This is a genomic window from Corynebacterium sp. CQ3829_602738, assembly GCF_054478435.1.
The window spans coordinates 631292-656867 of record NZ_CM137003.1 but is presented as its reverse complement, the minus strand read 5'-3'; the positions used below and the strand labels follow the sequence as shown (position 1 = coordinate 656867).

General features: G+C 64.0%; 26 protein-coding genes, 1 tRNA gene and 2 pseudogenes. 12 read left to right on the top strand and 17 right to left on the bottom strand.

Annotated elements, in window-relative coordinates:
- Nucleotides 1-5 precede the first annotated feature (5 nt).
- Together ACX1NL_RS03170 and ACX1NL_RS03165 are read right to left on the bottom strand one after the other, a co-directional pair.
- Nucleotides 6-1241, bottom strand: a complete 1236-nt coding sequence (locus tag ACX1NL_RS03170; RefSeq protein ID WP_458898579.1) for a restriction endonuclease subunit S — start codon at nt 1239-1241, stop codon at nt 6-8.
- Complete coding sequence (locus tag ACX1NL_RS03165) at nt 1231-2838, bottom strand: type I restriction-modification system subunit M (protein ID WP_181889979.1); 1608 nt, start codon at nt 2836-2838, stop codon at nt 1231-1233. The genes ACX1NL_RS03170 and ACX1NL_RS03165 overlap by 11 nt, the downstream gene beginning before the upstream one ends.
- Nucleotides 2839-3321: 483 nt before the next feature.
- On the opposite strand from ACX1NL_RS03165, the gene ACX1NL_RS03160 reads away from it, so the two are divergent.
- On the top strand, nt 3322-3519 hold the full coding sequence (locus tag ACX1NL_RS03160) for a hypothetical protein (RefSeq protein ID WP_181890075.1): 198 nt from the start codon (nt 3322-3324) through the stop codon (nt 3517-3519).
- 22 nt (nt 3520-3541) lie between these two features.
- On the opposite strand, the pseudogene ACX1NL_RS03155 reads toward ACX1NL_RS03160, so the two are convergent.
- Both ACX1NL_RS03155 and ACX1NL_RS03150 read right to left on the bottom strand, forming a co-directional pair.
- Nucleotides 3542-4251 (bottom strand): annotated as a pseudogene (locus ACX1NL_RS03155) (IS6 family transposase).
- A gap of 87 nt (nt 4252-4338) precedes the next feature.
- Nucleotides 4339-4728, bottom strand: a complete 390-nt coding sequence (locus ACX1NL_RS03150) for a heavy metal-responsive transcriptional regulator (RefSeq protein WP_004601215.1) — start codon at nt 4726-4728, stop codon at nt 4339-4341.
- 108 nt (nt 4729-4836) lie between these two features.
- On the opposite strand from ACX1NL_RS03150, the gene merA reads away from it, so the two are divergent.
- The 6 genes and pseudogenes from merA to ACX1NL_RS03120 all read left to right on the top strand — a co-directional run.
- Nucleotides 4837-6261, top strand: a complete 1425-nt coding sequence (gene merA / locus ACX1NL_RS03145) for a mercury(II) reductase (protein WP_458898578.1) — start codon at nt 4837-4839, stop codon at nt 6259-6261.
- Between the two features lie 34 nt (nt 6262-6295).
- Nucleotides 6296-6949, top strand: coding sequence for an organomercurial lyase MerB (gene merB / locus ACX1NL_RS03140; RefSeq protein ID WP_101733959.1), 654 nt, complete (start codon nt 6296-6298; stop codon nt 6947-6949).
- Between the two features lie 126 nt (nt 6950-7075).
- Nucleotides 7076-7291, top strand: a complete 216-nt coding sequence (locus ACX1NL_RS03135) for a hypothetical protein (RefSeq protein ID WP_038613943.1) — start codon at nt 7076-7078, stop codon at nt 7289-7291.
- A gap of 38 nt (nt 7292-7329) precedes the next feature.
- Nucleotides 7330-7893: a TlpA family protein disulfide reductase gene (locus ACX1NL_RS03130; RefSeq protein ID WP_458898577.1), complete on the top strand. Its 564-nt coding sequence runs from the start codon at nt 7330-7332 to the stop codon at nt 7891-7893.
- Complete coding sequence (locus ACX1NL_RS03125; RefSeq protein WP_273416676.1) at nt 7890-8846, top strand: cytochrome c biogenesis CcdA family protein; 957 nt, start codon at nt 7890-7892, stop codon at nt 8844-8846. The genes ACX1NL_RS03130 and ACX1NL_RS03125 overlap by 4 nt, the downstream gene beginning before the upstream one ends.
- Nucleotides 8847-9221: 375 nt before the next feature.
- Nucleotides 9222-9372, top strand: a pseudogene (locus ACX1NL_RS03120) (IS481 family transposase); the annotation flags it as partial.
- A 263-nt stretch (nt 9373-9635) separates the two neighbouring features.
- Here ACX1NL_RS03120 and ACX1NL_RS03115 read toward each other — a convergent pair.
- The 4 genes from ACX1NL_RS03115 to ACX1NL_RS03100 all read right to left on the bottom strand — a co-directional run bounded on the left by ACX1NL_RS03115 (nt 9636) and on the right by ACX1NL_RS03100 (nt 11235).
- Nucleotides 9636-9950 (bottom strand): NIPSNAP family protein, encoded by a 315-nt coding sequence (locus ACX1NL_RS03115; protein ID WP_230208643.1) that lies wholly within the window; start codon nt 9948-9950, stop codon nt 9636-9638.
- 105 nt (nt 9951-10055) lie between these two features.
- On the bottom strand, nt 10056-10385 hold the full coding sequence (locus ACX1NL_RS03110) for a DMT family transporter (RefSeq protein WP_034666342.1): 330 nt from the start codon (nt 10383-10385) through the stop codon (nt 10056-10058).
- The gene (locus tag ACX1NL_RS03105) at nt 10382-10741 is read right to left on the bottom strand and encodes a DMT family transporter (RefSeq protein ID WP_038610824.1); all 360 of its coding nucleotides are present in this window, start codon (nt 10739-10741) and stop codon (nt 10382-10384) included. The genes ACX1NL_RS03110 and ACX1NL_RS03105 overlap by 4 nt, the downstream gene beginning before the upstream one ends.
- Entirely contained in the window at nt 10738-11235 is a 498-nt protein-coding gene (locus tag ACX1NL_RS03100) for a TetR/AcrR family transcriptional regulator (protein ID WP_284856815.1), read from the bottom strand. Before ACX1NL_RS03100 ends, ACX1NL_RS03105 begins: the two co-directional genes overlap by 4 nt.
- A 259-nt stretch (nt 11236-11494) precedes the next feature.
- Here ACX1NL_RS03100 and ACX1NL_RS03095 point away from each other — a divergent pair, with 259 nt between their 5' ends.
- Nucleotides 11495-11908, top strand: coding sequence for a recombinase family protein (locus ACX1NL_RS03095; protein WP_239218485.1), 414 nt, complete (start codon nt 11495-11497; stop codon nt 11906-11908).
- Here the strand turns inward: ACX1NL_RS03095 and ACX1NL_RS03090 are convergent.
- The 5 genes from ACX1NL_RS03090 to ACX1NL_RS03070 all read right to left on the bottom strand — a co-directional run bounded on the left by ACX1NL_RS03090 (nt 11905) and on the right by ACX1NL_RS03070 (nt 17350).
- Nucleotides 11905-12336: a single-stranded DNA-binding protein gene (locus tag ACX1NL_RS03090; protein ID WP_255996198.1), complete on the bottom strand. Its 432-nt coding sequence runs from the start codon at nt 12334-12336 to the stop codon at nt 11905-11907. The two genes, ACX1NL_RS03095 and ACX1NL_RS03090, sit on opposite strands and share 4 nt — an antisense overlap.
- Nucleotides 12337-12427: 91 nt before the next feature.
- A complete protein-coding gene (locus ACX1NL_RS03085) occupies nt 12428-12571 on the bottom strand; it encodes a hypothetical protein (protein ID WP_005291046.1) in 144 nt (47 codons plus the stop codon).
- 161 nt (nt 12572-12732) lie between these two features.
- Nucleotides 12733-13755, bottom strand: a complete 1023-nt coding sequence (locus ACX1NL_RS03080; protein WP_049181628.1) for a DUF4192 domain-containing protein — start codon at nt 13753-13755, stop codon at nt 12733-12735.
- A 465-nt stretch (nt 13756-14220) separates the two neighbouring features.
- A tRNA-Met gene (locus tag ACX1NL_RS03075) sits at nt 14221-14294 on the bottom strand.
- A gap of 149 nt (nt 14295-14443) precedes the next feature.
- Complete coding sequence (locus ACX1NL_RS03070; RefSeq protein ID WP_458898885.1) at nt 14444-17350, bottom strand: UPF0182 family protein; 2907 nt, start codon at nt 17348-17350, stop codon at nt 14444-14446.
- Nucleotides 17351-17522: 172 nt separating this feature from the next.
- On the opposite strand from ACX1NL_RS03070, the gene ACX1NL_RS03065 reads away from it, so the two are divergent.
- Together ACX1NL_RS03065 and ACX1NL_RS03060 are read left to right on the top strand one after the other, a co-directional pair.
- On the top strand, nt 17523-18011 hold the full coding sequence (locus ACX1NL_RS03065; protein WP_311389834.1) for a PPA1309 family protein: 489 nt from the start codon (nt 17523-17525) through the stop codon (nt 18009-18011).
- Nucleotide 18012: 1 nt separating this feature from the next.
- Nucleotides 18013-18726 carry a hypothetical protein gene (locus tag ACX1NL_RS03060; RefSeq protein ID WP_392398571.1) on the top strand — a complete coding sequence of 238 codons (714 nt, stop codon included), beginning with the start codon at nt 18013-18015 and terminating at the stop codon, nt 18724-18726.
- On the opposite strand, the gene ACX1NL_RS03055 is transcribed toward ACX1NL_RS03060, so the two are convergent.
- On the bottom strand, nt 18727-19800 hold the full coding sequence (locus ACX1NL_RS03055) for a YlbL family protein (protein ID WP_392398572.1): 1074 nt from the start codon (nt 19798-19800) through the stop codon (nt 18727-18729). It abuts the gene before it with no gap.
- Nucleotides 19801-19901: 101 nt separating this feature from the next.
- On the opposite strand from ACX1NL_RS03055, the gene ACX1NL_RS03050 reads away from it, so the two are divergent.
- Nucleotides 19902-21335 (top strand): zinc-dependent metalloprotease, encoded by a 1434-nt coding sequence (locus ACX1NL_RS03050; protein ID WP_458898576.1) that lies wholly within the window; start codon nt 19902-19904, stop codon nt 21333-21335.
- Between the two features lie 11 nt (nt 21336-21346).
- On the opposite strand, the gene ACX1NL_RS03045 is transcribed toward ACX1NL_RS03050, so the two are convergent.
- A complete protein-coding gene (locus tag ACX1NL_RS03045) occupies nt 21347-21865 on the bottom strand; it encodes a YgjP-like metallopeptidase domain-containing protein (RefSeq protein ID WP_458898575.1) in 519 nt (172 codons plus the stop codon).
- A gap of 42 nt (nt 21866-21907) precedes the next feature.
- On the opposite strand from ACX1NL_RS03045, the gene ACX1NL_RS03040 reads away from it, so the two are divergent.
- Complete coding sequence (locus ACX1NL_RS03040; protein WP_458898574.1) at nt 21908-22738, top strand: hypothetical protein; 831 nt, start codon at nt 21908-21910, stop codon at nt 22736-22738.
- 18 nt (nt 22739-22756) lie between these two features.
- On the opposite strand, the gene ACX1NL_RS03035 is transcribed toward ACX1NL_RS03040, so the two are convergent.
- Both ACX1NL_RS03035 and ACX1NL_RS03030 read right to left on the bottom strand, forming a co-directional pair.
- Nucleotides 22757-24805 carry an ATP-dependent DNA helicase UvrD2 gene (locus ACX1NL_RS03035; protein WP_458898573.1) on the bottom strand — a complete coding sequence of 683 codons (2049 nt, stop codon included), beginning with the start codon at nt 24803-24805 and terminating at the stop codon, nt 22757-22759.
- Nucleotides 24796-25572 (bottom strand): NAD(+) diphosphatase, encoded by a 777-nt coding sequence (locus ACX1NL_RS03030; RefSeq protein ID WP_458898572.1) that lies wholly within the window; start codon nt 25570-25572, stop codon nt 24796-24798. The genes ACX1NL_RS03035 and ACX1NL_RS03030 overlap by 10 nt, the downstream gene beginning before the upstream one ends.
- Nucleotides 25573-25576 lie beyond the last annotated feature (4 nt).

Genomic DNA, 25576 nt, shown 5'->3' with positions numbered 1-25576 from the left:
TTGAGTTACTCCTTCACCGGGAGGTCAAGCAGCAAATCGCGGTAGTGTGCGTACTGCTTCTGGCGTAGCTCCCGCTCTCGCTTGAGGTTGTCGATGTATTCGATGAAGGTGTCTAGCTTGGACGCGATCTCTTCCTGAACTTCGAGAGGTGGCAGGGGGATTTGGAAAGCCATCAGGCGCTTGGTGTCCAATGATGCAGCTGATCCTCCCGTGTTACGCGCTCTCAGAAGAATGCTTTCTCGGAACTCTTCAAGCGCGTTAAAGAGGTATCGCCCATTCAGTTCATCACTCGGAAACACAGCCTTTAGGTCTTGATTCATGGCGACTTCTTGGGGAAAGTACGCGACTGGCAGCTTCTTCTCCAAGATGCTCGATCTCGCTACCAAGGCGGTGGACCCAGCCGGAACCAATTTGGTTGAAGAACCTTCTACCGCTTCATTGGTGATGTAGTCGATAGTGCGCGTCACTGTGTGGTCGTGCATATCTTTCGGAGAAACCCACGCAATCGTGCCGTTTTGCCAGAAGGACTCGTTCTTCTTCGATGGGGTTCCTCCGCCAAACCACGTTCCAGCATTTTTTAGAGCTATTCGAGGGAAGTGCTTTAACTTCTCGAATAAAGCATGACTCGTCGCAATCTTTTGTCGCTCCCGCCCGATGATCTCCTGTTCCAGCTCCCGGTCGAGGTCTACAAACAGGTCGAGAATCCTAACGATCTCTTGCTGGATCTCTAGTGGAGGAAGAGGAATCTCAATCGCCATGAATCGCGCCTTCGTGATATTGAAACGCGTTACTCCATTGGCAGTCTTCACTATCTGCTTGCGGACTTCCTCAGAACGAAACAGATGCGAAGCGAATTCAGGCAATACGGTTTCTGGATCAGAAAACCTTAACGCAAAACAGAAGCTATTGAGGTAAATGACTTCTTTGGGCGGCTCTGTGACCACCGAAGACATTCCTACTTCTTCGTGAACTTCGGATGACCCTGTAATCAGAACATCTCCGTACTGAAGCTCATTCTGATTTTCGCCTTCAGCAACCTTGACGAATTCCGGGTCTTTAAGGTCCAATTTCGGGTTATTGAAAATGTTGCTATACGACGCGAAACGGGCGTTGCCATCTTCGAAATCCTTCTTGGTTTTCCCTCTCAGACCAGCGACCGTTTTGGCGACTCTTTTCAGAGCCACACGCTCCACCCCATCAGGGCACAAATCATGAACCAACTCATCGAACTTATTCATCATCAACTCCCGTTTCGAGATCAGTCACGGCTTGCTCGATAGCTTCCCGCAAGGCTTCTTGGCGAGCCGCCATCTGGCGCAACTCCTCGTTCAAGCTTGATGTATCGATGATCTCTCGTACGTCTTCTCGCTCGATGTAGGCGTTCACCGACAGGTTTGCGTCGTTGCTGAGAACGTCCTCGTTCGTCACCAGAGCGGTCTCGTACTGGATCTCATCGCGGTCCTCGTAGAGCTTGACGATTGTGTTCTGATGCTCAGAGAAGAGCTTGTTCTTGGTCCCCACACGCTTGAAGTATTTCGACGCGTCGATGAAGTGGATCAGGTTATCCGTCTTGGACTTCTTGATCACCAAAATGCAGGTCGTAATCGTCGGTCCGAAGAACAAGTCAGACGGTAGCTGGATGACCGTCTGAATCAGGTTGTTCTTAATCATGTACTCGCGGATCGTCTTTTCGGTACCACCGCGATACAGCGAACCAGGGAAGGAAACGATGGCAGCGGTGCCATCTACATCGAGGTAGGACAGCATGTGCATGTTAAACGCCCAGTCGGCGTAACGCTGGGGAGCCAGCACACCTGCTGGTGAATAACGATCATCGTTAACCAACACTGGGTCTTCCTTGCCCTTCCACTTCCGGGAATACGGAGGGTTAGACACAATGGCGTGGAATGGCTCTACATCGTCATGCTGCGGGTTGGTGAGAGTATTCGCACGTTTAATGTCGAACTTTTCGAACCCAATGTTGTGCAGGATCATGTTCATCCGCGCCAGGTTGTACGTGGTCAAGTTGATCTCTTGCCCGTAGAACCCACCCACGTTTTCTTCCCCGAGAACCTTGGCGAACTTCAGCAAGAGAGAGCCTGAGCCACACGCCGGGTCGTAGACGCTGTGAACCTTGGTCTTGCCAGATGCTGCGATTCGGGCGAGGACTTCAGAGACTTCCTGCGGGGTGAAGTACTCACCACCGGATTTACCCGCTTGAGAAGCATACATCTGCATGAGGAATTCGTACGCGTCACCGAAAACGTCGATAGCGTTATCCCCGAAATCACCAAACGGCAGCTCGTGTATCTCGTGAATAAGCTCGTAGAGCTTCTCGTTGCGTTCCGGGACAGTCTCACCAAGCCTGTTCGAATTGACCTGGAAGTCATCGAATAGCCCTTTAAAATCGCCCTCCGACTCCGTACCTACGGCGGAAGACTCAATCCCCTTAAAGACCTGTTCTAGCGTCTCGTTGAGGTTGGGAACCTTCTTCTGTGACACCTTTTGCTTGGCATCTTGGTAAACGTTTTCAAACAAGCGCGAAGGAGGGATGAAGAACCCCTTTTCTTCCACCACACCGTCGCGTCCAACTTCTGCGTCCTCATCTGAGAGGTTGGCGTAGTCGAGTCCTTCTTCTTCCGCGTTAAGGAAAGCGGTCAGATTCTCCGAAATGAAACGGTAGAACAGCATGTTGAGGACATAGCTTTTGAAGTCCCAGCCATCGACGGAACCGCGCAAGTCTTCGGCAATCCTCCAGATGGTTTTCTGGAGGTCTGCGCGTTGCTTGCTTCCGTCAACTGGAGCGTTTTCCGCGACTTCCTTGGCTACGTCTGCCATTGCTACGTCCTTTCACCTTGATGCGCTTTCTACTGGGCCGATTATCTCATGAGCATGCGACATGTCCGGGGTGGTCACTGCACGGAAGTTTGCATGTAAAGACGATTCCCCAGGTCACCCTTTTACAACCCATACTAAGTCGAACACAAGTTCTTGATTTAGGTCGGGAATCTGACTACTGTACCGCTTGGTCTATTTGAAAGGGATATTATTTGACCGACCATCGAGACTTGAACGCAACGGCGCGAAACGAGCGAGGGGAACTGGACATAGTGCGCCTATCGTGGAATCAATCCTGGCGCTCCCGAGCCAGTACCCATCATCAAACTTTCTTCCCGAAATCCGAGGGCAGCTAGAGGGACACGACTGGACAGTCCTCCCCGCAGAGGCATCCGTGGGCGACACCCAGGCCGCACATGGACGATCTCCCTCTCTCCTGGAGTGGACTTGTCCACCTGGATTGCAAACGAGAAGGCGTACTGAGTGGACTTCCTCACCTACATGGTGAATGAGCATCTCGATGGTGAAGAGGAAAATTACCGCGTGAACGTCGTGCCTGACGATCCAGTACGAATCGCCAGGCAGTCCGACTGGGGCCAGGGCCAACTCGCCAAAGTATCCACCCGGTGCTGTTGCAAACTTCAGGCGGAGAGCCGTGACGACCCAGTCTTCATCCTCTGATGCTCGCTGCGGGTCGGCGTTCTCAGGCAGCCTCGAACACCCGGCTGACGATCACCGCATCCGGGTTCGGTTGCTCGTAGGCAAACATCGCGCCCTGGCCTTTCCGTAATGAGTGCATCGCTTCCATCCCTTTCAACGTCCGGTACGCCGACGTCCGGTTTTTGAACGCCCCCTTCGGTCCGAGGATCCGTTTCAGCCGCCCATGTTCTCCTTCAATGACGTTATTGAGGTATTTCACCTGCCGGTGTTCCACGGTCTGCGGGCAGATTCCCTCTGACTTCAACTCGGCGATTGCCCCGGCCAGGGAGGGTGCTTTATCGGTGTTGATCACCCGCGGGAACCCGGTTATCGTGTTCGACCTCAGGGTCTTGGCCAGGAAACGCTTCGCTGCGGCGACATTACGCTTTGGGGACAGGTAAAAATCCAGGGTATGCCCACCCGCGGTGATGGCCCGATAGAGGTAGCACCACTTTCCCCCGACCCGGATATAGGTCTCGTCCACCCGCCAGGACCGGGCCTGCCAATCCGGGACTTGTCGGTACCACCGGGTCTGCTTGGCCAGCTCAGGAGCATATTTCTGGACCCAGCGGTAGATGGTGCTGTGATCGACCGGTACGCCGCGTTCGGTCATCATTTCTTCCAGATCGCGGTAGCTGAGCCCGTAGCGGCAGTACCACCGGACCGCCCACAGGATGATTTCACGGGGAAATGACGACCGGAGAAGATGCCCATGGCTGTGATTATTTCACGCAGGTCTTCCTGTCGCCCGAACTTTGCAACAGCACCCTTTTGGCGGTCCAGGAGGTGTGCCCAATTGGATTACAAGTACCTACACACTTGATCGGTGCTGCACGTTTCAGGGTCCGGGTGTGCGGCGTCCTGTCTGAGGTCCGCGATAGTGTCGCGCAGCACGGAGAGCTGCGCGATCTGCTGCTCGATCTCAGCGAGGCGCACGTCAAGCAGGTCGCGCACGTGCTCGCAGGGCGCCTGGCCGCCGTCGCGGATGTCGAGGATCTGGCGGATCTGGGCGAGGGTCAGCCCGGCGGCCTGGCCCCGGTGGATGAACCCGACCCGACCCACGGCATCCTCGGCGTAGTCCCGATAGCCGGAGGCCAATCGCTCGGCCGGAGGGAGCAGCCCCGACTCCTCGTAGAACCGCAGGGTCTTGGTCGTGGTTCCGGTTGCTTCCGCAAGCTGTCCGATCCTCATGTTCGCCGATTCCCCTTCCAATGGCCACCACACTTGACCTTCCATTGTACTGGAAGGTTCACAATGGTTCCATAGGAACTTTTGAACCACAGGGAAGAGACATCTGGAATGACAAACGAAAAGTTCGATCTGGCGATTATTGGTTCCGGCGGCGGAGCGTTTGCGGCCGCGATCCGGGCCACCGGGCTGGGCAAGCGCGTCGTGATGGTGGAGCGCGGCACCGTGGGCGGGACATGCGTGAACACGGGCTGCGTCCCGTCGAAGGCGCTCCTGGCTGCCGCGGAGGCCCGCCACGTGGCGTTGGATTCGGCCCGCTTCCCTGGGGTGGCGGCCTCGGCGGGCCCGGTGGACATGCCGGCCCTGATTCAGGGCAAGGCCGCGCTGGTTGAAAGCATGCGCACGGAGAAGTACGTCGATCTGGCCGCGGACTACGGGTGGACGATGATCTCGGGGGACGCGTCGTTCACCGGAACCCAGGACGCACCGCTGCTCCGGGTGATCTCCCCGGATGGTGCAGTGAGAACGATCGAGGCCGGGCACTACCTCGTGGCCACTGGCTCCGCACCCTACGTGCCCCCCGTTCCCGGACTGGCCAAGGCCGGGTACCTGACCTCGACGACGGCGATGGAACTGGACGAGGTGCCCGAATCAATGCTGATCCTGGGCGGAGGCTATGTTGCCCTGGAGATGGCACAGCTTTTCTCCCGGCTGGGCTCCCGGGTGACCATGCTGGTCCGTTCCCGGTTGGCCTCGCAGGAGGAACCGGAGGCATCCAAGGCGTTGGCGGGGGTGTTCGCCGACGAGGGGATCCGGGTGGTCCGGCGGGCCATGGCCGACTCCGTGGCCTCCGGCCCGGACGGGGTCTCGGTGACGGCAAACGTGGCCGGGGACGAGGAGGTGTTCCGCGCTTCCCACATCCTCGTGGCACTGGGCCGCCGCCCAGTGACCGAGGGACTGGACCTTGACGCCGTCGGGGTGAAGACCGGCGCATCCGGCGAGATCGTGGTCGATTCCCGCCTGGCCACGTCCAACCCGCGGGTTTGGGCCGCCGGGGACGCGACCGGCCATCGGGAGTTCGTTTACGTCGCAGCGGCCCACGGCGCCCTGGCCGTGGACAATGCGTTCACCGATGCCCTGGCCGAGGTCGACTACCGGCACCTGCCCCGGGTCACCTTCACCAGTCCCGCCATCGGGGCGGTCGGGATGACGGAAAAGGAAGCTGTCGCCGCCGGGATCAGCTGCGAGTGCGGGGTCCTCCCCCTGGAGTACGTGCCGCGAGCCGTGGTCAACCGCGACACCCGCGGCTTCATCAAGGTTGTCGCGGACCGCGACACCGGACGGATCCTGGGCCTCTCCGCGGTGGCCAAGGACGCCGGGGAAATCGCCGCCGCCGGCGTCTACATCCTCGAAGCGGGCATGACCACCGCGCAGGTCGCCGCCGCCTGGAGCCCCTACCTGACGATGGCCGAGGGCATCAGGATCGCCGCCAAGGCCTTCACCACCGACGTCTCCAAGCTCTCCTGCTGCGCCTGAGCTGCAGCCCCCACTACCGAAGCAAAGGAATGCCATGACCGCCACCGACCAGGCCCTCACCTATCTGTTGTCCCCCGCGCGCTCCGGAATAGACCCGGACTTGTTCGTGCCGCTGCTGCGGCTCCTGGCCGAGGGCGAGCCCGTCACGGTCGCCGAACTGGCCACCGCCAGTGGCCGGAGCGAAGACACGGTCCGGCAGGGACTGGCCGCCGTCCCGGACACCGAGTACGACGACGAGGGCCGCATCATCGGCCTGGCCCTGACGATGCGGCCCACCCCGCATCGCTTCACCCTGGCCGGGGAACAGCTCTACACCTGGTGCGCCCTGGACACCCTCTTCTTCCCGGCCCTGATCGGGAAGGCCGCAACCATTGAGTCGACCTCCCCGGGTAGCGGGACCCTCATCCGGGTGATGACGGGCGCGGACGGCACGGTGACCTCCGTGCAGCCGGCCACCGCCGTCGTGTCCATCATCAGCCACCCGGGCACGGGGCCGGTGCGGTCATCGTTCTGCAACCAGGTCCACTACTTCGCCTCCCGCGAGGACGCCCAGCCGTGGTTGGATTCCCATCCCGACGGCGAAGTCCTGGACATCGAGGCGGCACACCGGGCCGGTGCCGCCATGGCCGCCGCCCTCCTCGCCGCGGCCGCCACGCGGGCCCCCGCGGCGCAGGACTCCTGCTGCTGAGCTTTAAAAGGACATGACATGACCCAGCACCCAGAACAGCCAGACACCGGCCATCAACCCGTCCGGCAGACCGGTCGCCCCGGGCGATACCACACACTGGCCGCAGGAATCGGCATAGCAGCGGCCATGATCCTGTGCTGCGCAGGACCCATCCTCATCGCCGCCGGAGCCCTCGGCGCGATCGCCGGATTCTTCTCAAATCCCCTCGTGTTACTCGCGGCCGCCACGGTGCTCCTGGCCGGGATCATCGCCGTCACCAGGCAGCGAAAACGCCACAGGACCGACGACTGCTGCCCTCCCGCATCCCCCGAGCACCACCGCACCGACCACGGCACCGCCTAAGTCCCCATCCCCATTCCTGGAAGGAACCACCAGACACCATGACATACCCGAGATCCCGCCGTTCTCTGTCCGTTCCCCGGCCCAGGCACCTCGCCTCCGCCCTGTTTCTGGCAGCGGTCATGGCACTGACAACCGCCTGCTCCAGCTCACCGAGCGGCCCGTCGGCCGCGCCAGGCGGTTCGTCGCCCGACGCGGCCGGTGCCGTTGCTGTTACGGTCTCCGACATTGACGGCACTACCCGGACCATCCCGGACGGTAAGCCCGCAGCACTGTTCTTCTTCTCTGCCGGATGCGGTGAGTGTGTGGAAGGGGCCGATTCCCTGAACAAGGCCTCCACGGCCCTGGGAAGCTCGGCCGACTACCTCCTGGTGGACGTGGACCCCCGAGAACCGAAGGAGACCATCAACGGATTCCGCGATTACATCAAGGCCCCTGAGCTCCCTGCCGTCATCGACACCGGGGCCACACTGACCACCCGGTACAAGGTCACCTCCATAAGCACCCTGGTGGTGGTCGACGCGAAGGGCGACGTTACCTTCCGGGCCACCGACCCGTCTGCGGAAAAGATCCAAGAAGAACTCACCAAGGCCGGCGCCCAATGACAGCCCTGCTTGCCCTGGCCTTCGCCGCTGGAATGATTGCCCCGGTCAATCCCTGCGGTTTCGCCCTCCTGCCCGCCTGGATAGCCCAGACCATCGGGGACGCCCGGACGCGCCCGCTCGCGCTGCGTCTGACCCACGGGCTCCGGGCCGGGCTCGCGCTCAGCCTCGGCTTCGCCGGGACCCTGGCAGCCTTCGGGCTGATCGTCAGCGCGGGCGCCAGGACCCTGATCAGCGCAGCGCCCTGGCTGGGAATGGCCACCGGGGTGATCCTTCTCCTGCTGGGCCTGGCCATGCTCACCGGACTCACACCACGGCTCCGTCTGCCGGCCTGGGCCACGAAACCCCGCACACAAGAAGCCGCAGGGGCAGGTCACAAAACCGGGCGCATGGTGGCCTTCGGGGTCGGATACGCCGCAGCATCCCTCGGCTGCACCCTCGGGGTGCTCCTGGCCGTGATCGCCCAAGCCCAGGCCGTCGCCAGCTACGCCGGGCTGCTCGCGGTCTTCGCCGCCTACGCCGCAGGCTCGGCCACTGTCCTGATGCTCGTTTCGGCAGGCACGGCCATCGCCGGGGCCGCCCTCGGGCGAAGAATCACCGGCCTGGCCAAGCACAGCAACCGCATCGCCGCCTTCATCCTCACCATAACCGGCGCCTACCTCAGCTGGTATTGGTATCCCGCCGCCACCGGCGGAACCGCACAGGCCAACAGCCTCGCCGTATGGTCAGCCGCCGCCAGCGCCTGGATCAGCGACAACAGCACCCTGATCGCAGCCCTCGCCGCAGCCGTGGTGCTCGCATCGGCATTGGCCGCCCTCAACCGGCGCAGGAGACTGCGCATCAGACAGGGAACGCCGCCCACAGGCGAGGGCCCCGGGCAAAGCGGGGAACCCGACTGCTGCGCACCAACCCCGGACAACAACTCGACCGAGGACCGGCCAGGCACGATCCCGTAGCTGGCCGAGGACTCCCAAAAAGCAAGGGGGAGAGGGAACCGTGCCCCATCTTCTGGCAAACGAGGCGCCCGCCTATCAGGACAGGTTGGTACAGCGGCATCAGGCCGGAAGTCAATTCGTGCAGAGGACTTCGGGCAATCCGTCAGGAGCCCTCTGTACCGCCCCCGCAATGACGGGAACGTCAGTGTGGTGGACTTCGGAAAGCCACAGTGACACCCACTAGTTGTACTCGACCGTGACGTTGGTGGCACTTTCGGTCTTGTGAAATAGTTAGGCCTCCTGGCTTAGTGGAGCTGTCTAGTTCTTCACTGCCGGAGGCCTCTATGCCCAACGGTAACGCCCGCTTGACCACGCATGCGAGAGCGTTGCTGGTGGCCAGGCAAGCTCATCCATATCGATGTGAAGAAACTCAGCCGCATCCCCGACAGCGGCGGTTGGCGAGTCCACGACCGATCCGCGACCGGAAGACCCGATCGGGTTCGACCACGTCCATGCCGCTGTCGATGACCACACCCGACTCGCTTATATGGCCCACTAGCGGTCGCGGAGCGTCCTGAAAACCTAAAGTTTTATGAGACACCCGGCAGGAACTGGAATGTGAGACCGTTTCATGGGGCAATTGGCCTCCTCCCCGTCTCACTAAAGCGTCTCGCCCTAAGTTGTCGCAGGGTGGTGCTCGGTAGGGGTTTGTGAGGCATAATCGAGACATGAGGCTTTTGGGGTACACCCATCTGTACGCGCTGACCTGCGGCGTTGTGGGTTGTGCCGAGCGTGCTGCCGGAGTCCCTTTCAGTGTCCCTGGGGTAGGAGCGGCCGCATGAAGGTGCGCTCGTACCGCAGGACGCACCCGGACTCGTCTCGAATCCGGTCAGCGGCGATGAAGTCCGGGTGGGTGCCGAACAAGGTGCGGTACTGCTCGTAGGCAGCCAGGCTGGGGAAGCTGAACAGGGATTCCGCACGGTCACTCACACCTTCCGCGGGTAGGTAGTACCCGTGGTGGGTGCCGCCGTGTTCGTCGACATGCCGCATCCAAGCGCGGGCGAACTGTTCAAAGGCCGCGATCTGGTCGGGGTCGATGGTGTAGTGGACGACACAGGTGATCACATCCACAACGCTAGGCCCACAGGCGCTCATTGGGGAGCCTTTGTCTGTGCGCCTCGTGGTGCACCTGGGGCACACCAATCTGCCTGGTTTACCTGCGGAAATGCGTCAGTTCGCCAAGTTGGCGCCGATTTCAACGGTGAGAACTCCGACGGCGATGAAGAGGATGCCGAGGGCCATGGTTCGGGTGAGGGGTTCGTGGAAGATGACCCGGGCGAGGATCGCGGTGAGAGCTACGCCGGATGCTGCCCAGATGCCGTAGGCGACGCCAAGGGCCATGCCGTCGGCCAAGGCGAGACTTAAGGCGACGAACGCCACGAGATACCCCGCGATGACGCCGATGAACCATTTCTTCACCCGGCCACCGTCGGAGGCTCGTAGCGACATGGTCGCGACGACTTCGGACAAGATGGCGCCTGCGAGGAAGATCCATCTCATGAGTTGACTCCTGCTTCCTGGGCTGCGGTTTGCTGAGCTTTCTGGGAGCCGAGTTCGACGGTGAGGACACCGCTGATGATCAGAACCATTCCAAGACCCATCACAGCAGTCAGAGGTTCACCGAAAATCGCGGCGGATAGCACAGCGGCGAGCACGACCCCGCTGGCTCCCCAGATGCCATAGGCGACGCCGATCTGCATTCCTTCGCGCAGGCAGAAGGTGAGGAAGACGAAAGCGCCGATGTATCCGGCAGCAACCACGATGTACCAGGATGGGTGATTGAGCGCCGCCTTGAGAGACAGCGTCGCCGCCACTTCGGTAGTGATGGCACCAGCGAGCAGGAACCACTGCTTCATGGGGTTGTTCCTTCGATCAGGGAGCGAATGCTGGAGACGACGGCTTCGAGATCCGCGCCGTGGAGGGTGGACACACCTGTGGCCTGGGCGCCCCAGAGTCCGTCGGCGGCGAGTCGGGCGGTGGTCAGCCTGGCTCGGGTGGCGGCGTCGAGATCGTCCGGGAGTTCGAGCCAGCGGCCCATCCGCGTAGTCCACGGTTCGGTGAGTTCGGGCCGGTACGTCGCTTGGCCCCAGATGATGAACTCGGCGCGCTTGGCGGCCCCGTGGGCGGCGACGTGAACGTAGCTCAGGAGCCGCTCGGTGGCGTTGGCGTTCTCGAGGGGCTTGCCAAGGGTGGCAGTCATGTCGTTCTCGACGTTGGCCGCAGCGTGGTCGACGATCGCGGCGAGCAGTACGTCGCGGTTGCGGAAGTGATATAGCAATCCCGGTTTGGTGAGCCCGGCCTCGTGGGCCACTGCGTCAAGGGTAATGTCGCCACCCTCCGCTGCGTTCATGACGCGGAGGGCAGCTTCCAGGATCTCGGAGCGCTGACTGGTTCGCATATAGCTAACTTTACCATTTGGTAGGTGAAGCCTTCAACTGCGGGCGCTGGTAGGGGCACCTGGGGTACACCCCAAGCGAACAATTTGTGAATGAAAAAACTTCCTGTTCGCTAGGGTTAGTTCCAAGACTAACGGAACAGAACCGTCACTGCCTCTGGAGATCACTGAACAGTTGGGGGCGATCTCAGGACAAAAGGTGGGCTATGCCCGGGTGAGTTCGAAAGATCAGAACCTTGATCGTCAGATTGAACAACTCAAGGCAGAGAAGGTCTTCACCTATTACACGGATAAGGCCAGTGGTGGATCGCGTGAGCGCCCTGGACTTGATGAAGCAATGCGATATGTCCGTGCAGGAGATCAGCTTGTCGTCACGTCGATGGATCGGTGCGCGCGTTCACTGACGGATCTGTACGCCATTGTTGACGAGCTAGTCAGCAAAGGAGTGTCGGTGAAGTTCCTCAAGGAGGGACAGACCTACTCAAAAGACTCCACCCCGATCGCCAAGCTGATGCTAGGGCTGTTGGGTTTTGTTCAGTTGGGTAAGGCCGTGAAAGAGCTGGATCAACACCGTGAAATAGTTGAAAAAAATAACCCCGCAGGTTTCCCTGCGGGGTGTCGTTGTTAGAACGGTGCTTCGTCGTTGTCGGCGTCAGCGCCAGCCAGGGCGGCGTTCGCCGCCTCGCCTCCGCGACGGGCTGCTCGCGCAGCGGACTCTTTCTTGGAGTCGATCAGCTGCACGGTGTCGATACGGGCGACCAGCGGGTAGTGCTTCACACCGTCCTTGTCGGTGTAGACGTCGGTTTTCAGCGAGTAGCTCACCGCAACGCGATCGCCGGAGCCGACGCAGCCGAACACGCCGGGGTTCTTAGCGTCCTGGACGTAGCCGGTCAGCTCCACGATCTCGCTTTCCACCTTGCCGGTGGCCTTGTTCTTGAAGGTGTTGCGCGCATAGACGCTGAGTTTCACCGTCGCGCCACCGTTTGCGTGCTCGAACAGCTTCGGTGCGCGAGCTGCGTTGCCGACGATGGTGCCGTTGTTGAAGGGGTTGGACATGATGGTTCTCCTTACCTGAGTGGGTGTGAATTGCCGTGCAATTTGGGTACTTAAGCAGCTGCTTTGCTGCTGCGGGGTGGTTGCGCTGTCGTTACAGCACAGCCCAAGGCAGCGGTGTGCCTGCCGCCTCTAGGTCGCGCAGTTCTTGCGCTGCGCCCGGATCGGCGTCCTCGCCGTCGATGCCGTCGGCGAGCTGGTAGAGCAGTTCCAGATCGGTGTGGATGAAGTCGCGCATCAGGTGCCTCCTTGTTCGGATTGGTGGTCAATCCGTCTGTTGGAGACAGCTCTGCTGTCTAGGGGTCGCTCCCCTGCCTCGTTGAAGTGTCTGTTGTCGCCAGCCACGGCGATACAGCGAAAAAGAAACCCCGTTGCATCGCTGCAACGGGGTGTGTGGTGCTACTCGGCAAACAAGATCGTGCGGGTCTTCTCAGCGCCCTCACGGACGAGTTCGACCATCCGCTCGCCTTGGCCGATGTCGGTGAGCTTCGCGACCAGCGACGGGAAGTTCTCGTCTGGCCCGATCTCGGTGGCTCGCTGCGCAGCCACGCCAGCTAGCCCCGGCTGGCCTGTGGCGTGAGCGAGCACGGCAACAGTGGCGGTGAGCTGCGAGCGCATGCCTGGCCAGCTGGTCGGGACAGCGCGCATAACCTTCTCTATGAACGCAAGGCCCGCCTGCGGGTCATCGAGCAGTGCGGCAAGCAGCGTGTCCCGCAAGCGCGGCGTGGTGAAGCATTTCAGCGCAGACCGAACAGCGCGAGCGCTCGGCTGGGTGATCCCTGCCGCCGCCTGCTCATACTCACGCTGCAGCACGTCTGCGAACATGGGCGGGATATACGCCAGCGCGTCTTCGATGATGTCGGCGTGCTCGGCAGCGTCGATGCCGTGGTCAGTGCTGTTCAACCGTGCCTCGATGTCGTCTTTGCTCGGCTCCGGCAGCTCGCCGGTGTGCTCTAGCATCTGCTGCAGCGCCGCTGATGCGGCGACCTCGCCGACAACACCGTGGCGCGGCTCGTCGATGAGCGGATGCTGGTACACAGACCACCAAGCAGCCCCAGTGACGATCTCGGGCACCTGCACCACCCCGAGCAGCGGCGGTAGCGGCGAGGCCCCGCTGGTGAGGTACGTGGCCGTCTCGTCGAAGACCGGCTGCGCAATGTCATCGCTGATCATGTACGCGATAACAGCGTCGAGTTCGAGGTGGTGGACCCACGCTGCGAACCGCTCGCGGCTCTCGGTGAGCTTCTCCACTGCTTCGTCCAGGTCGAACCGTGCGACCGGGCCGAGGCGGACGGTGTCGACGCCCTCGTCGTCGACGAAGAACGCGAGGATCAGCGAGTTGTTCGGGTAGAACCCGAGGATGCCGGGGAGGTTCGCGAGGATCTCGCCGTGAGATGCAAGCGTGTGGGAATGAGTGGACATGGCAGTGCTCCTTTGCACGAATACGGGGTGAACGTGGTCAATCCCGTATTCAGTCCGGCTCTGCCGGTCGCAGGCGTATCCCCGCAGTGCAGTGCCTTTGTGCGCTCGGCGTCGCTAGCGCAGCCTGATGCTCGCTCGCTGGGTGCGAGCGCTAGCGACGCAGCATTGTTAGATCCCCGCGTCGCCGCTGGTTAAGCGTTACCTTTGGCGCGGTTGTGAGACTTGCACAGCAGTTCGCAGTTGCTTTCCTCGAACTGCCGACTCCCGTGGCGTTCCTTCGTTGCTGCCGTCCTAGCAATCACTAAGCAATGCACCGAAAACCTGCGCCGCGTCGTTGGAGCGTCGCAGTTCCGTTTGGTGCAGGATTTTGACCCTAGTGCACCAGCTAGTGCACCAAATGGCGATCCGATCACAAAATGAAGAAGGCCCCTACCAGCGTTTCCACTGGTAGGGGCCTTATCTTAGTAGCGGGGGCTGGATTCGAACCAACGACCTCTGGGTTATGAGCCCAGCGAGCTACCGAGCTGCTCCACCCCGCGTCGGGCGTTTATGTGATTATCGCCTGTCGCCGTAACCGGCAACGTGGAGTTACTATACATACACCAACTAATAGCACCAAACCTCCTGCTCAAAGGAGGTTTGGCGCTTTCGTTTTTGTGCTCGAGTGGCGCGCGTGCGCGGATCGTGCTTACTGAGCCCGCTGGTACTCCTCCACCGCACGGTCCAGGCGGTCCAGGGCACGGCCGTACTCCTCGAAGGAGCCGTCGCGTGCGCTCTCCAGGTTGCGCAGGGCGTCGTTGATGTTGTTCATCGCCTCGTCCTTGTTCACCTGCGGAGCGTCCTGGCCATCCTCCGGCTTGGCCTCGCCTTCCGGCTTAGCCTCCTGGCTCTCGCCCTCCGGCTTGGAGTCCTGGTTTTCGTCCACAACCTCGATGTCCTGGGCGGCCGAGGAGTGGATGCCCACCTGGTCAAGCGCCTGGGAGATCGTCGGGGCGTAGCCCACCTGGCCGCGGTAGAACACCAGCACGCGCAAAAGCTTCGGGAAGGCCGAGGCCTGGTCCTTGCGCTGCGAGTAGATCGGCTCCACGTAGAGGATCTCGCCGCCGCCCACCGGCAGGGTAAGCAGGTTGCCGTTCTTCAGGTCGTTGGTGCCCTCCCACAGGGTGCGGTCGCGCGCCACCTGGTCGGAGGACATCAGGGCGTCCTGCGCCTGCTTCGGGCCCTGGGTCTGCTTGTTCGTCGGCAGCACGCGCACGGTGATCTGGCCGTAGTTCTCCGGGTCGGAGGACACCGCCATGTGCGCGGAGAGGAACTCGCGGTTCAGGCCGCGGAACGGGGTGATCAGCTGGAAGGAGGCCTTGTCGGTCTCCGGGTCGGCCGCCACCACGTAGTACGGCGGCTGGTTCAGCTGGCCGCGGCCCTCAGGCGCGGTCGGGTCGTTCGGCACGGACCAGAAGGCGTCGTTGTTGAAGAACACGCCCGGGTCGTCCACGTGGTAGCGCGCCAGCAGGTCGCGCTGGACCTTGAACAGGTCCTCCGGGTAGCGCAGGTGCTCGCGAAGCGACTCCGAGATGTCGGACGCCGGGCGCACCGTGTCCGGGAACACACCCTGCCATGCCTTGAGCACCGGGTCGGACTCGTCGAAGGCGTACAGCTCCACGGAACCGTCGTAGGCGTCCACGGTGGCCTTGACGGAGTTGCGGATGTAGCCGACGTTGTCGGTGATCAGGCGCTGGGTGGTGCCGTCCGGGTTCAGCGCGTCCTGGGTGGTGTCCTGCAGGGATTTGCGCGTGGAGTACGGCATCTGCGACAGCGTGGTGTAGCCGTCCACGATCCACTTCACGCGGCCGTCCACCACGGCCGGGTAGGTCTTGGAGTCCGTGGTCAGCCACGGGGCGACCTTCTCCACACGCGTGCGCGGGTCGCGGTCGTAGAGCACCTTGGAATCGCCGCCGACGCGGTCGGACAGCAGGAAGTTCAGCTCCTGGTACTTCACCGTGTAGGCGAGGCGGTTGAACATGTTGCCGATGTCCACGCCGCCCTTGCCGTCGTAGGTGTAGGTGGAGTTATCCGTGTCGTACTCCACTGGGCCCTGGCCGGTCTCGCCCACAATGGCGTAGTCCAGGCCGTCCTTGGCGGAGGCGATGACGGGTCCGTAGTAGATGCGCGGCTCGTCGACCTTGATGCCCAGCTCTTCTGCGTCCTCGGAGGCCTTGGCTGCGGCGTTGGACTGCAGGTCGGACACCGTGAAGATGGGCAGGCCGCCGCGGGTGGAGCCGGCGTCCTGCGCCGCCTCGTCCACGGTGTTGGCCTGGGCTGCGATGAAGCCGTTGCCGTGGGTGTACACGGTGTGGCGGTTAATCCAGTCGCGCTGGTTCTCACTCAGCGAGTTCGGGTCCATCTCGCGGGCGGCGACCACGTAGTCGCGCAGCTCGCCGTCCACGTCGTAGCGGTCCATGGCCAGCTGGTCCGGGAATCCGTAGAAGTTACGCAGCTGCTGGTTCTGGGTGAACGTCGGGGAGATGATCTCTGGGTCCAGAAGTCGCAGGTTGGAAATCGTGGCCGCGTCGGAGGCGACGTCCGAGTTGGAGGTGTTGCCTGCGCCCCAGTCCTCCAGGTAGGTCACGTTGTCGTCGGTAAGCCCGTACGCCTCGCGGGTGGCCTCGATGTTGCGGCCGATGTACTCGTACTCCTTGGCCTGGCGGTTCGGCTTGACGGAGAACTGCTCCATCAGCGCCGGCCACACGTTGCCCACCACCAAAGAGGACAACAGCATCAGCACAGTGGCCAGCACCGGCACGCGGAAGTCGCGGTAGACAATGGAGGCGAAGAACGCCGCCGCGACCAGCACGGCGATGACGGTGAGGATGATCTTCGCCGGCAGCATCGCGTTGACGGTGGTGTAGGAGGCTCCGGTGAAGATGTCGTTTTCGCCGTAGAGCAGGTAGTAGCGCTCCAGCCAGTAGCTCACGGCCTTCAGCAGCATCCACAGGCCAGCGGTGACGGCGAGCTGGATGCGCGCGTCCTTGCTAATAAAGCCGGAGATGCCGGAGACCTTGTTGCCGATGCGGATGCCGCCCAGCAGGTAGTGGCCCACCGCGGCGACCAAAAACGCCACCAGCAGCAGCATGGAAAGCGTGTCCACCACCGCGGAGATGCCGGGCAGCGTAAACGCGTAGAAGCCCAAGTCCTTGCCAAACTGCGCGTCGGTGGAGCCGAACTCGCCGCCGTTGAACCAGAGCATGAACACGCGCCACATGCGCTGGCCAGCCAGGCCGGACAGGATGGCGACGACAACCGGCACCCACACCAGCATGCCGCGAACGGACCGCTGCACCTGCTGGCGGTACTGGGCGGCCTGGTCGAACGGCGCGGCCTGCTCCTGGGGCCTGCCGCGCCACGCCAGCCGGGCGGCAATCCAGGTGATCGCGCCGCCGAGCAGCGCAAAGATGATAAACAGCACCACGCGGACCAGGATCACGCGGTTGAACACGCCCCTGAAGTCCACCTCCCCGAACCACAGGAAGTCGGTGTACAACCCGACTGCCATTGGCAGAAGGAAAAGAATGAGGCCCAAGACACCGATGGTGGTCATCAACCCCGTGTTCGGTTTCTTGGCGCGTGGTTGTGGCCGATTGAGGCGGGTAGCCAAGCCTGCTCCTTAGGAATTAGTGTGTGCAACGCAGTTAAGCTTCAAGCTTAAATAATCCAACGTCAAACTTGCCCGGAGGGTTCCCGTGCGCGAACAGCAAGCATTAAATAAGGCCATGATGGAGGCCGTCGAGTTCGTCCACGCGGAGGGGTGGGACGCTCCCCCAACCTTGTTCGGCCTGGTGCCGACGCAATTGCTTGTCGACGAGCTGGGCCACCTGGACGACTCTTCCCCGTTAACACTGGTGGTCCAGGACCTCCCAGAGCACATCCTGCCCGGCTCCGAGGAACTGGGCGAGTACGTCTCACGCATCGCCTGGCCGCGCGAGGTCCAAGGCGTGATCCTGGCCCAGGAGATCGTGTTCAAGGACGCCTCCGCCGGCGAGGACGCCGAGCCGCGCCCGGCGCGCCTGTTCTCCGGCGTGCTGCGCGAAGAAGACATTGAGCAGACGCTGTTGCAGCTGCGTCTGACCGATCAGGAGCTTGAGGAGCGCGGCGCGTTCGCGCAGGACGACATCGAGCTGCGCGGCGGGCCCGGCGTGGCCCCGGGCGTTGTGGCGGCGCTGCGCTACGGCCTTGAGCAGGACCCGGACGAGCTGGTTTAGGATGTCGGTTGTGTCTACTTCCCGCTCCGTTTCCCTCATCGCCGCTGCCACCGTCGCAGCGCTCACGCTAACGGCGTGCTCCAACGATTCCGACTCCGAGGATCCCGATACCCGCGCGCCAGAGATCACCTCCACGGAAACGCCGCCGAGCGAGCCGGAGCAGACCGGCCCCGAAACCGGCGCGAGCGCCGAGACTGACACTGCAACGGTGACGTCGACGCGAAGCGAGACTGCGTCCAGCTCGGTGTCGTCTTCCACAACTGCCGCGTCCACGAAATCGTCGTCGAAGAAGACTGCTGCGGGCACGGCGGATGCGACGTCGACAAGCGGGAAGAAGCAGGAAGCTGACGCGCTGGCGGAAGTGCGCGAGCGCTTCTCCACATTGGCCCCGGAAGAGTTCTTCGACCAGTTCGACGACTGCGCGGCGGGCGGTTTGAGCGGTTCCTTCGACTGCTCCGGCGAGGGCGTCGGCCAGTTCCAGTTCTTCGACTCCGACTCCAAGGCCGCCTCGACGACGCAGCTTCTCACCGAGCTGCGCTCCTCGCGCGTGGTGGAAGACAACGGCGACCGCGTGGTGGGCTGGTCCACACTCGGCACCTCCGCGATCATCACCGTGGTGGACAACGAGGCCGGTCAGGTGATGCAGCAGCTGATCTCCACCGACCAGGAGGATCCGCGCCAGCGCATCTACGACTTGGGGTTGGCCAAGCAGTAGCTACTCGCAGGTGGGCACGTCGCGGCCCGCGGCGAAATCCTCCATCGCTTGGACGGCGTCGGCGAGGTTGTCCACCTTCGCCACCGTCATGTGCTCGGTGCCCACGCGTTTCACGGCGTCGCAGTTGCCGGCGGGCGCCAAGAACAGCTCGGCGCCGTCATCTTCGGCCGCGCGGATCTTGTGGGTGATGCCGCCGATGGGGCCGACCTGGCCGTCCTCGTTGATCGTGCCGGTGCCCGCGACAAACTTGCCGCCGTTGAGCGCGCCCGGGGTGAGCTTGTCGATGACGGCGAGCGAGAACATCATGCCCGCGCTCGGCCCGCCGATGTCGTTGAGGTTGTAGTTCACGCTGATGCCGCCGGCCGGCTCGGAGGTCATGAGGATGCCCAGCATGGGCTGGCCCTTCTCGTGCGGGTTCTCCCCCAGCTCCACGGTCTCGGTGCGCTCGTTGCCGTCGCGTTCGACGGTGATCTCGATCGTCTCGCCGGGGGTCTTGGCGCGCACTGCGTCCTGGACTTCCTGCGGTGTTTCCACCTTCTCGCCTGCGATAGCGGTAATGAGGTCCTCGGGCTGCAGGAGCCCCTCGGAGGCGCTGCCTTCCATCACGTCGTGCACCACCACCGTGGTGGGGCGGTGCAAGTAGTGCATGGCCGCCACCGTCGCAGATGCTTCGGAGGCGACAAACGCCTGCTGGTTGACCTCGCGTACCTGGTCCTCATCCAAGTCCGGCGGCATGATCTGCTCCACCGGCACGATCGTGTCGTCGGTGGCGATCCAGCGCCCCAACGCCTGGCCGAGCGTCATATTCGTGCGCACCGACACGGTGGTCATGTTCAGCTTGCCGCCGGTATCCAGCGTTTCCGCGCCCTCGATGTCAACGACGGGCTCGCCACCGACCTCGCCGAGCGTGTCAAAGGTGGGCCCCGGCCCTTCCGCCGCGTACGGCACAGTCAGGCGGATGTCGGTGCCCGGGATGTGGTCCGCGGTCAGTGCACCTGCCAGCAGCACGACGGGGATGGACCCCCAGACCAGGGTCGACCACCGCCGGTTCCGTGCTTCACGCGCTTTGGACATGGGCGCAGATTCTAGCGCAGGACGCGTGAAACACTGGTGCTGGACCGTTGCTGGCTCTCAGCGAACCCATGCACTCGCGGGCTGACTGTATTCTGGCTGGCATGACTAACGGATTCGGCTTTTCCTTTCCTAACGACTCGAACGATGACGGCGAAAACGACGGCAACAATCGGGGCGGCGACGGAAACGGCCGCGGCGACGCGAACAACCCGTTTGCCGCGTTCGGCTTCGGCGGGGGCCAGCCCGGCGGGGGCGGCTTAGGCGATGTGTTTAACCAGCTGGGCCAGATGCTCTCCGGCATGGGCTCGTCCATGAACGCCCAGGGCGCGGGCGACGCGGTGAACTTCGAGCTGGCCGCGCGCATGGCGCGCCAGCGCGTCGCGGGCGCCAACCCGGTCTCCGATGCGGACACCCGCGCGGCGGAGGAATCCCTGCGCTTAGTGGAACTGTGGCTGGACGAGGCCACGGACCTGCCCGCCAGCGGCGCTAAGGCTGAGGCCTGGAACGCTGAGCAGTGGCTGAACCAGACCATGCCGATGTGGAAGCGGCTGGTGAACCCGGTAGCCGAGCACATGAACCGCGCCCAGCTGGATTCCATGCCGGAGCAGGCCCGGGAGATGATGGGCCCGATGGCCGGGATGATGAACCAGATGAACGCCATGCAGTTCGGCATGAAGCTCGGCCACGCGCTAGGCGATCTGGCGCAGCAGGCACTGACTGGCACCGACTTCGGCCTTCCCGTCGCCCCCGCCGGCACCGCCGCGGTGCTGCCGAAAAACATCACCGAGATTTCCAAGGGTCTGGACCTGGCCGGCCAGGAAGTGATGGTCTACATCGCCGCCCGCGAGGCCGCCCGCCAGCGCCTGTTCCGCCACGTGCCGTGGCTGGTGGAGCGCATCGTCTCCTCCGTGGAGGAGTACGCCGCAGGTCTTGAGATCGACACCTCCCACATCGAGGAAGTCGCCCGCAACTTGAACCTGGAAGGCGGCGACCCGCAGCAGATCCAGGAGGCGCTACAGAACCTGCAGGGCGAGGACCTCTCCCCGCGCGTGGGCACCCGCAACGCCGGCGCCACCTCCCGCCTGGAGACGCTGATCGCCCTGGTGGAGGGCTGGGTCGACGTGGTGGTGGCTGAGGCACTCGGCGACCGTATCCCGTCCACCCCGCAGCTGGCGGAGGCGTGGGCGCGCCGCCGCGCCACCGGCGGCTCCGCCGAGCAGGCCTTCGCCAACATCGTCGGCATCGAGCTGGGCGCCCCGCGCACCCGCGACGCCGCCGAGCTGTGGCGCCGCATCGACACCGCCGTGGGCACCGAGCGCCGCGACCAGGTGTGGAACCACCCGGACTTCATGCCGTCCGCGGAGCACCTGGACAACCCGGCGGCGTTCATCGACACGCTGCTGGACGACGCACCGGACACCGACTTCGACGACGAATTTGCCAAGCTCGAGCAGGAGCTGCGCGACAACCCGGAGCTCAAGCGTGAGGACGGCGACGGCAAGGACGACGGCCGCGAGGACGGCACCGAGCTCTAGGCCCCTGAGCTCTAGGCACCAAAGCGCTGGTAGGCCTCCAGGTAGCCGCGGGCGCGCTCCGCGTACGGCACCTTGTCCGCCCACTCGTAGAACTTTGCGCTGTGGTTGGGGATGAACGTGTGCGTCAGCTCGTGCACGATCACCGCGTTCAGTACGTAGTCCGGCACCTGCTTTAACCGGTCACTGATGCGGATGTCGCCGGTGGACACCGTGCAGGATCCCCACCGGGAGCGCTGGTTGGACACCCACCGGATTGAACCGATGCGCGCCTGACCGTCCAGGACGCTCGCGTTGAGGGAGTCGGCGCGCGTGCGCAAGGAATCGTCGTCAAGCGGGCGCGCCTTTGTCTTGCGGTCGAGCTTGGCCAGCATCTCGGTGACCGCCTCGCGCTCCTGCGCATCGGTGAAGTGCGCGGGGATGCGGATCTCCGCCACCCCGCCGACCAGCCGCGCCTGCACCGAGCGCGTTCTGCGCGCCGAGCGGATCACGCGGTACGGCGTCGAATTGTTCTGCGTTTGCCTGCCAGCCATGGCAATGCATTGTAGGATCCCGCATCGGGGGTGGATGCAGGGATGATCAACAGTAACTCACGGGTGAAACTCGCCCAGGGCGCGCACCCGTTTCTGCGCGCGGACAACGTCATGCAATTCGGCACCGACGCCACGCGCACAGGGTTGGTGACCGCCGAGCACGCCAAGGACGTTGCCGCGCTGTTGGGCGTGCTCATGCGGCCGCGGCGGCTGGGCTGGGTGGTCGAGCAACTCGCCGAGCTCATCGGCGCCGAGGCCGCGCGCAGCCTGGTGGACGACCTGGTCAGCTACCGGGTGCTCGTGCCGGCTGTAAAGCCGGAGGTGCTGCTGGTCGGCCACGGCAGATTGGCCGCGGCGGTGACCGCCCGTCTCCGCGAGTGCGGGTTAGACGTGCGCACACAAGCGCGCAACGAGCCGCTGTCGAAATTCCTCCTGCGCGGCGACACGTGGGTGCCGGTGGCGGCGGTGAACACCACTGCCCTGCTCGGCGAGCTCGCCGCACTGACCCGACAGCGACAGGGCGCGGTGCTGCCGGTCACGCAAGTGGACGCGCGCGTGGTGGTGGGCCCGGTATGTGCGCGGCCTGGCCCGTGCCCGTTGTGCGTGCGCCTCTACCTTCTGGACCGGGACCCGAACTGGCCCGTGGTGGAGCAGCGCGCCCCGCTGAGCGTGCAGGGCGAGCCCATCGCCGCCGCGGCTGGTGCTGCCTTCGCCGCGGTGTCGCTGCGGCGCTTAGCGGGTGTGCCGGACCCGCCCGGGGTCTCGGCGCCGAAGCCAGACGCTGGGCTGCTCACCGTGGTGGACCCGTTCGCACCGCACCCAGTGTCCACGGCGACGCTGCCGCCGCACCCGGACTGCGCCATGTGCTTTTAGGGTGCTTCTAGGGGGCTTCTAGCGGAACTGCCCCAGCACCTCGAGCACGCCCGCGCCGTAGTTGTCCACCTTCACCGGGCCCACGCCGGACACACCGAGCAGCTCGCGCTCGTCTGCAGGCATGGCCTCCGCAATCGACATCAGTGTGGCATCGGTGAACACGACGAACGCCGGCTGGCCGGCGGCGCGCGAGACGTCGAGCCGCCAGCGCTTCAGCGCGGCGTAGACGGCCTCGTCGAAGTTCGGCTCACACTCCTCGTGGCGACCCAGGGACTTTTCCGCGGGCGTGCCTAGCTGGTTGCCGCACACCCGGCAGCGCTTCGCGCGCTTGAGCCGCTGCGGAGATTTTTCCACCTCCAGCTCCGGCACCAGCCCGTCCAAGAAGCGCGAGCGGGTGCGGTTTTTGTGCCCGCCCTCCTGGCGCGCCAGCGACCACGACATGTGCAGGTGCTCGCGCGCACGGGTGACACCGACGTAGAACAGGCGGCGCTCCTCCTCGATCTGCTCGTCGCCGGCTTTCAGCGCGTGCGAGATCGGCAGCGTCTTTTCCACCAGGCCAACCAAGAACACCGCGTCCCACTCCAGGCCCTTCGCGGCGTGCAGGCTGGCCAGGGTCACCCCGTCCACCGCTGGGGGTTGCTTCGCCTCCGCGCGGCGGCGCAGCGATCCCAGCACCTCCGCCATGTTGGATGCCTCGCGGGTGCGCACGATCTCCTCGATCAGATCCACCAGCGCATTGAGGGACTGCCAGCGCTCGCGTGCCTTCGCGCCCTCCGGCTCCTCCGGCATCAGCCCCAGGGGGGCGAGCGCGGCACGCGCGATGCGCACCGGATCGTCCGGCAGGTCCGTGCGCTTGGAGGCGCGCAGCAGCTGCGCGAACGCCTCGCGGATCTCCGCGCGCTGGAAAAAGCCCTCGCCGCCGCGGACCTGGTAGACGATCCCCTCGTCCGCCAGCGCTGCTTCAAACGCGGCGGACTGGGCGTTGATGCGGTACAAGATGGCGATTTCGCGGGCGGGCACGCCGTCGTTCAGCAGCTTGCGCACCTTCTGCGCCACCGCGCGTGCCTCCGCGGGCTCGTCGTCGTAGCCGTTGAACTCAGGTGCCGGGCCGTGCCCGCGCATGCCCTCAAGCTGCAGGCGGGTGCCGGCGATGCGGCCGGTGGCCTTGCCGATGACGGTGTTGGCCAGGTCCGTGATCTCCACCGTCGAGCGGTAGTCACGCTGCAGCTTCACCACGGTCGCGTGCTCGTACGTGCGCGAAAAGTTCAGCAGGTAATCCGGGGTCGCGCCGGTAAACGAGTAAATGGTCTGGTTGGCGTCGCCGACCACCGTCAGGTCGTCGCGGGTGCCCAGCCAGGCCTCCAGCACGCGCTGTTGCAAGGGGGTGACGTCCTGGTACTCGTCCACAACGAACGACTGGTACTGCGCGCGGAACTCCTCCGCCACCGCCGGCGCGTTCTCCAGGGCCCCGGCGACGTGGATGAGCAGGTCGTCGTAATCGATCAGCATGCCCTCCGGGCTGGTCTTCGCCTCCTCGTAGAAGCGGTAGACCTGCGCGACCTTCTGCGCGTCCGCCGGAGGGGTGCGCGGGGAGTCGGCGATGCGCTGCACGTAGTCCTCCGGGCCGATGACAGACGACTTCGCCCACTCGATCTCGCTGAGCAAGTCGCGCACCATTTCCTTGCCCGTGTCCAAGCCTGCGGCGCGGGTGGCGCGGGCGACGATGGGGAACTTGTTGTCCAACACCCGCCACGGCAGATCACCCGCGATCTGGGGCCAGAAGTACTGCAGCTGGCGCATCGCCGCGGAGTGGAACGTGCGCGCCTGCACCCCGCCGATGCCCATGGCGGTAAGCCGGTCGCGCATCTCGCCGGCGGCGCGCTTGGTAAACGTCACCGCCAGCACGCGGTTGGGGGCGACCTGGCCGCGGTCGATCAAGTTGGCGATGCGATAAGTGATCGTGCGGGTTTTGCCGGTGCCCGCGCCGGCGAGGATGCACACCGGCCCGCGCGGCGCTTCCGCCGCCACACGCTGGTCCTCATCCAGCACGCTGAGGTCTATCGCCATGGGTGTGCTCCTTCCGGGTTGTGTGTTTGTGGCGTGTGCGCCCAGTCATCGATGAGTGCACGGGCGATGGTGCCCTCCGCCGCGAGCGTAAGTTCGTCCAGCTCGTCGCGGCTGGCCCACACTGTGCGGGTCAGCTCGCCGTCGGTGGGCGCTTGCGCATCGACGTCCGCCGTGCGCGCCGCCATGCCGAGCATGAGCGCGCCCGAGAGTGGCCACGGCTGGGAGCGCAGGTAGCGCACGCCGGTTACGCGCCGACCGGTTTCCTCCCACACCTCGCGGGCGAACGCGGCTTCGAGGGTCTCGCCGACATCCACGTAGCCTGCCACCAGGGTGAGGTAGCCGGGGCGGCGGGCGTTTTCCACCAGCAGGATCCGCTCGCCTTTCGGGTCCTCCACCAGGCCGATCACGCACGGGTCCAGCCGCGGGAAGATTGGCCGGCCGGTGGCGCCGCGGGCGACGATGCCGCCGTCGCCCCAGCGCACCTCGGAACCGTCCGCCGGGTCGAAACGGGTGCGCTCGCGGGCGTTGACTAAACCGACCGCACGTGCCGCCAGCGGGTGGCAGGCGTGAGTGCGCGCGTCCCCGGTAGCCCCGCCTGGCCCGGCGAGGTCTGCCGCGTCAACGCCGTGCACCCGCGCCGCGGTGACCTCGCGGGTCACGTGCACGCGGGAGGTGATTTCGGTGGCGGCCGGAGGTGCGTCGAAAAGCTTTGGCTCCCCGTCGGTACCGAGTGGGAAGCGCCCAGCAGCATCGATGAGCAACAGCATCCGG

Coding starts and splice junctions, on each gene's coding strand:
- ACX1NL_RS03070 (WP_458898885.1), bottom strand. CDS start 17,350: ATGACCACCATCGGTGTCTTGGGCCTCATTCTTTTCCTTCTGCCAATG.
- ACX1NL_RS03080 (WP_049181628.1), bottom strand. CDS start 13,755: ATGTCCACTCATTCCCACACGCTTGCATCTCACGGCGAGATCCTCGCG.
- ACX1NL_RS03090 (WP_255996198.1), bottom strand. CDS start 12,336: ATGTCCAACCCCTTCAACAACGGCACCATCGTCGGCAACGCAGCTCGC.
- ACX1NL_RS03170 (WP_458898579.1), bottom strand. CDS start 1,241: ATGATGAATAAGTTCGATGAGTTGGTTCATGATTTGTGCCCTGATGGG.
- ACX1NL_RS03065 (WP_311389834.1), top strand. CDS start 17,523: ATGATGGAGGCCGTCGAGTTCGTCCACGCGGAGGGGTGGGACGCTCCC.
- ACX1NL_RS03045 (WP_458898575.1), bottom strand. CDS start 21,865: ATGGCTGGCAGGCAAACGCAGAACAATTCGACGCCGTACCGCGTGATC.
- ACX1NL_RS03135 (WP_038613943.1), top strand. CDS start 7,076: ATGATCCTGTGCTGCGCAGGACCCATCCTCATCGCCGCCGGAGCCCTC.
- ACX1NL_RS03060 (WP_392398571.1), top strand. CDS start 18,013: ATGTCGGTTGTGTCTACTTCCCGCTCCGTTTCCCTCATCGCCGCTGCC.
- ACX1NL_RS03125 (WP_273416676.1), top strand. CDS start 7,890: ATGACAGCCCTGCTTGCCCTGGCCTTCGCCGCTGGAATGATTGCCCCG.
- ACX1NL_RS03040 (WP_458898574.1), top strand. CDS start 21,908: ATGATCAACAGTAACTCACGGGTGAAACTCGCCCAGGGCGCGCACCCG.
- ACX1NL_RS03035 (WP_458898573.1), bottom strand. CDS start 24,805: ATGGCGATAGACCTCAGCGTGCTGGATGAGGACCAGCGTGTGGCGGCG.
- ACX1NL_RS03085 (WP_005291046.1), bottom strand. CDS start 12,571: ATGCGCGACTTCATCCACACCGATCTGGAACTGCTCTACCAGCTCGCC.
- ACX1NL_RS03130 (WP_458898577.1), top strand. CDS start 7,330: ATGACATACCCGAGATCCCGCCGTTCTCTGTCCGTTCCCCGGCCCAGG.
- ACX1NL_RS03055 (WP_392398572.1), bottom strand. CDS start 19,800: ATGTCCAAAGCGCGTGAAGCACGGAACCGGCGGTGGTCGACCCTGGTC.
- ACX1NL_RS03165 (WP_181889979.1), bottom strand. CDS start 2,838: ATGGCAGACGTAGCCAAGGAAGTCGCGGAAAACGCTCCAGTTGACGGA.
- ACX1NL_RS03105 (WP_038610824.1), bottom strand. CDS start 10,741: ATGAAGCAGTGGTTCCTGCTCGCTGGTGCCATCACTACCGAAGTGGCG.
- ACX1NL_RS03110 (WP_034666342.1), bottom strand. CDS start 10,385: ATGAGATGGATCTTCCTCGCAGGCGCCATCTTGTCCGAAGTCGTCGCG.
- ACX1NL_RS03100 (WP_284856815.1), bottom strand. CDS start 11,235: ATGAACGCAGCGGAGGGTGGCGACATTACCCTTGACGCAGTGGCCCAC.
- merB (WP_101733959.1), top strand. CDS start 6,296: ATGACCGCCACCGACCAGGCCCTCACCTATCTGTTGTCCCCCGCGCGC.
- merA (WP_458898578.1), top strand. CDS start 4,837: ATGACAAACGAAAAGTTCGATCTGGCGATTATTGGTTCCGGCGGCGGA.
- ACX1NL_RS03050 (WP_458898576.1), top strand. CDS start 19,902: ATGACTAACGGATTCGGCTTTTCCTTTCCTAACGACTCGAACGATGAC.
- ACX1NL_RS03150 (WP_004601215.1), bottom strand. CDS start 4,728: ATGAGGATCGGACAGCTTGCGGAAGCAACCGGAACCACGACCAAGACC.
- ACX1NL_RS03030 (WP_458898572.1), bottom strand. CDS start 25,572: ATGCTGTTGCTCATCGATGCTGCTGGGCGCTTCCCACTCGGTACCGAC.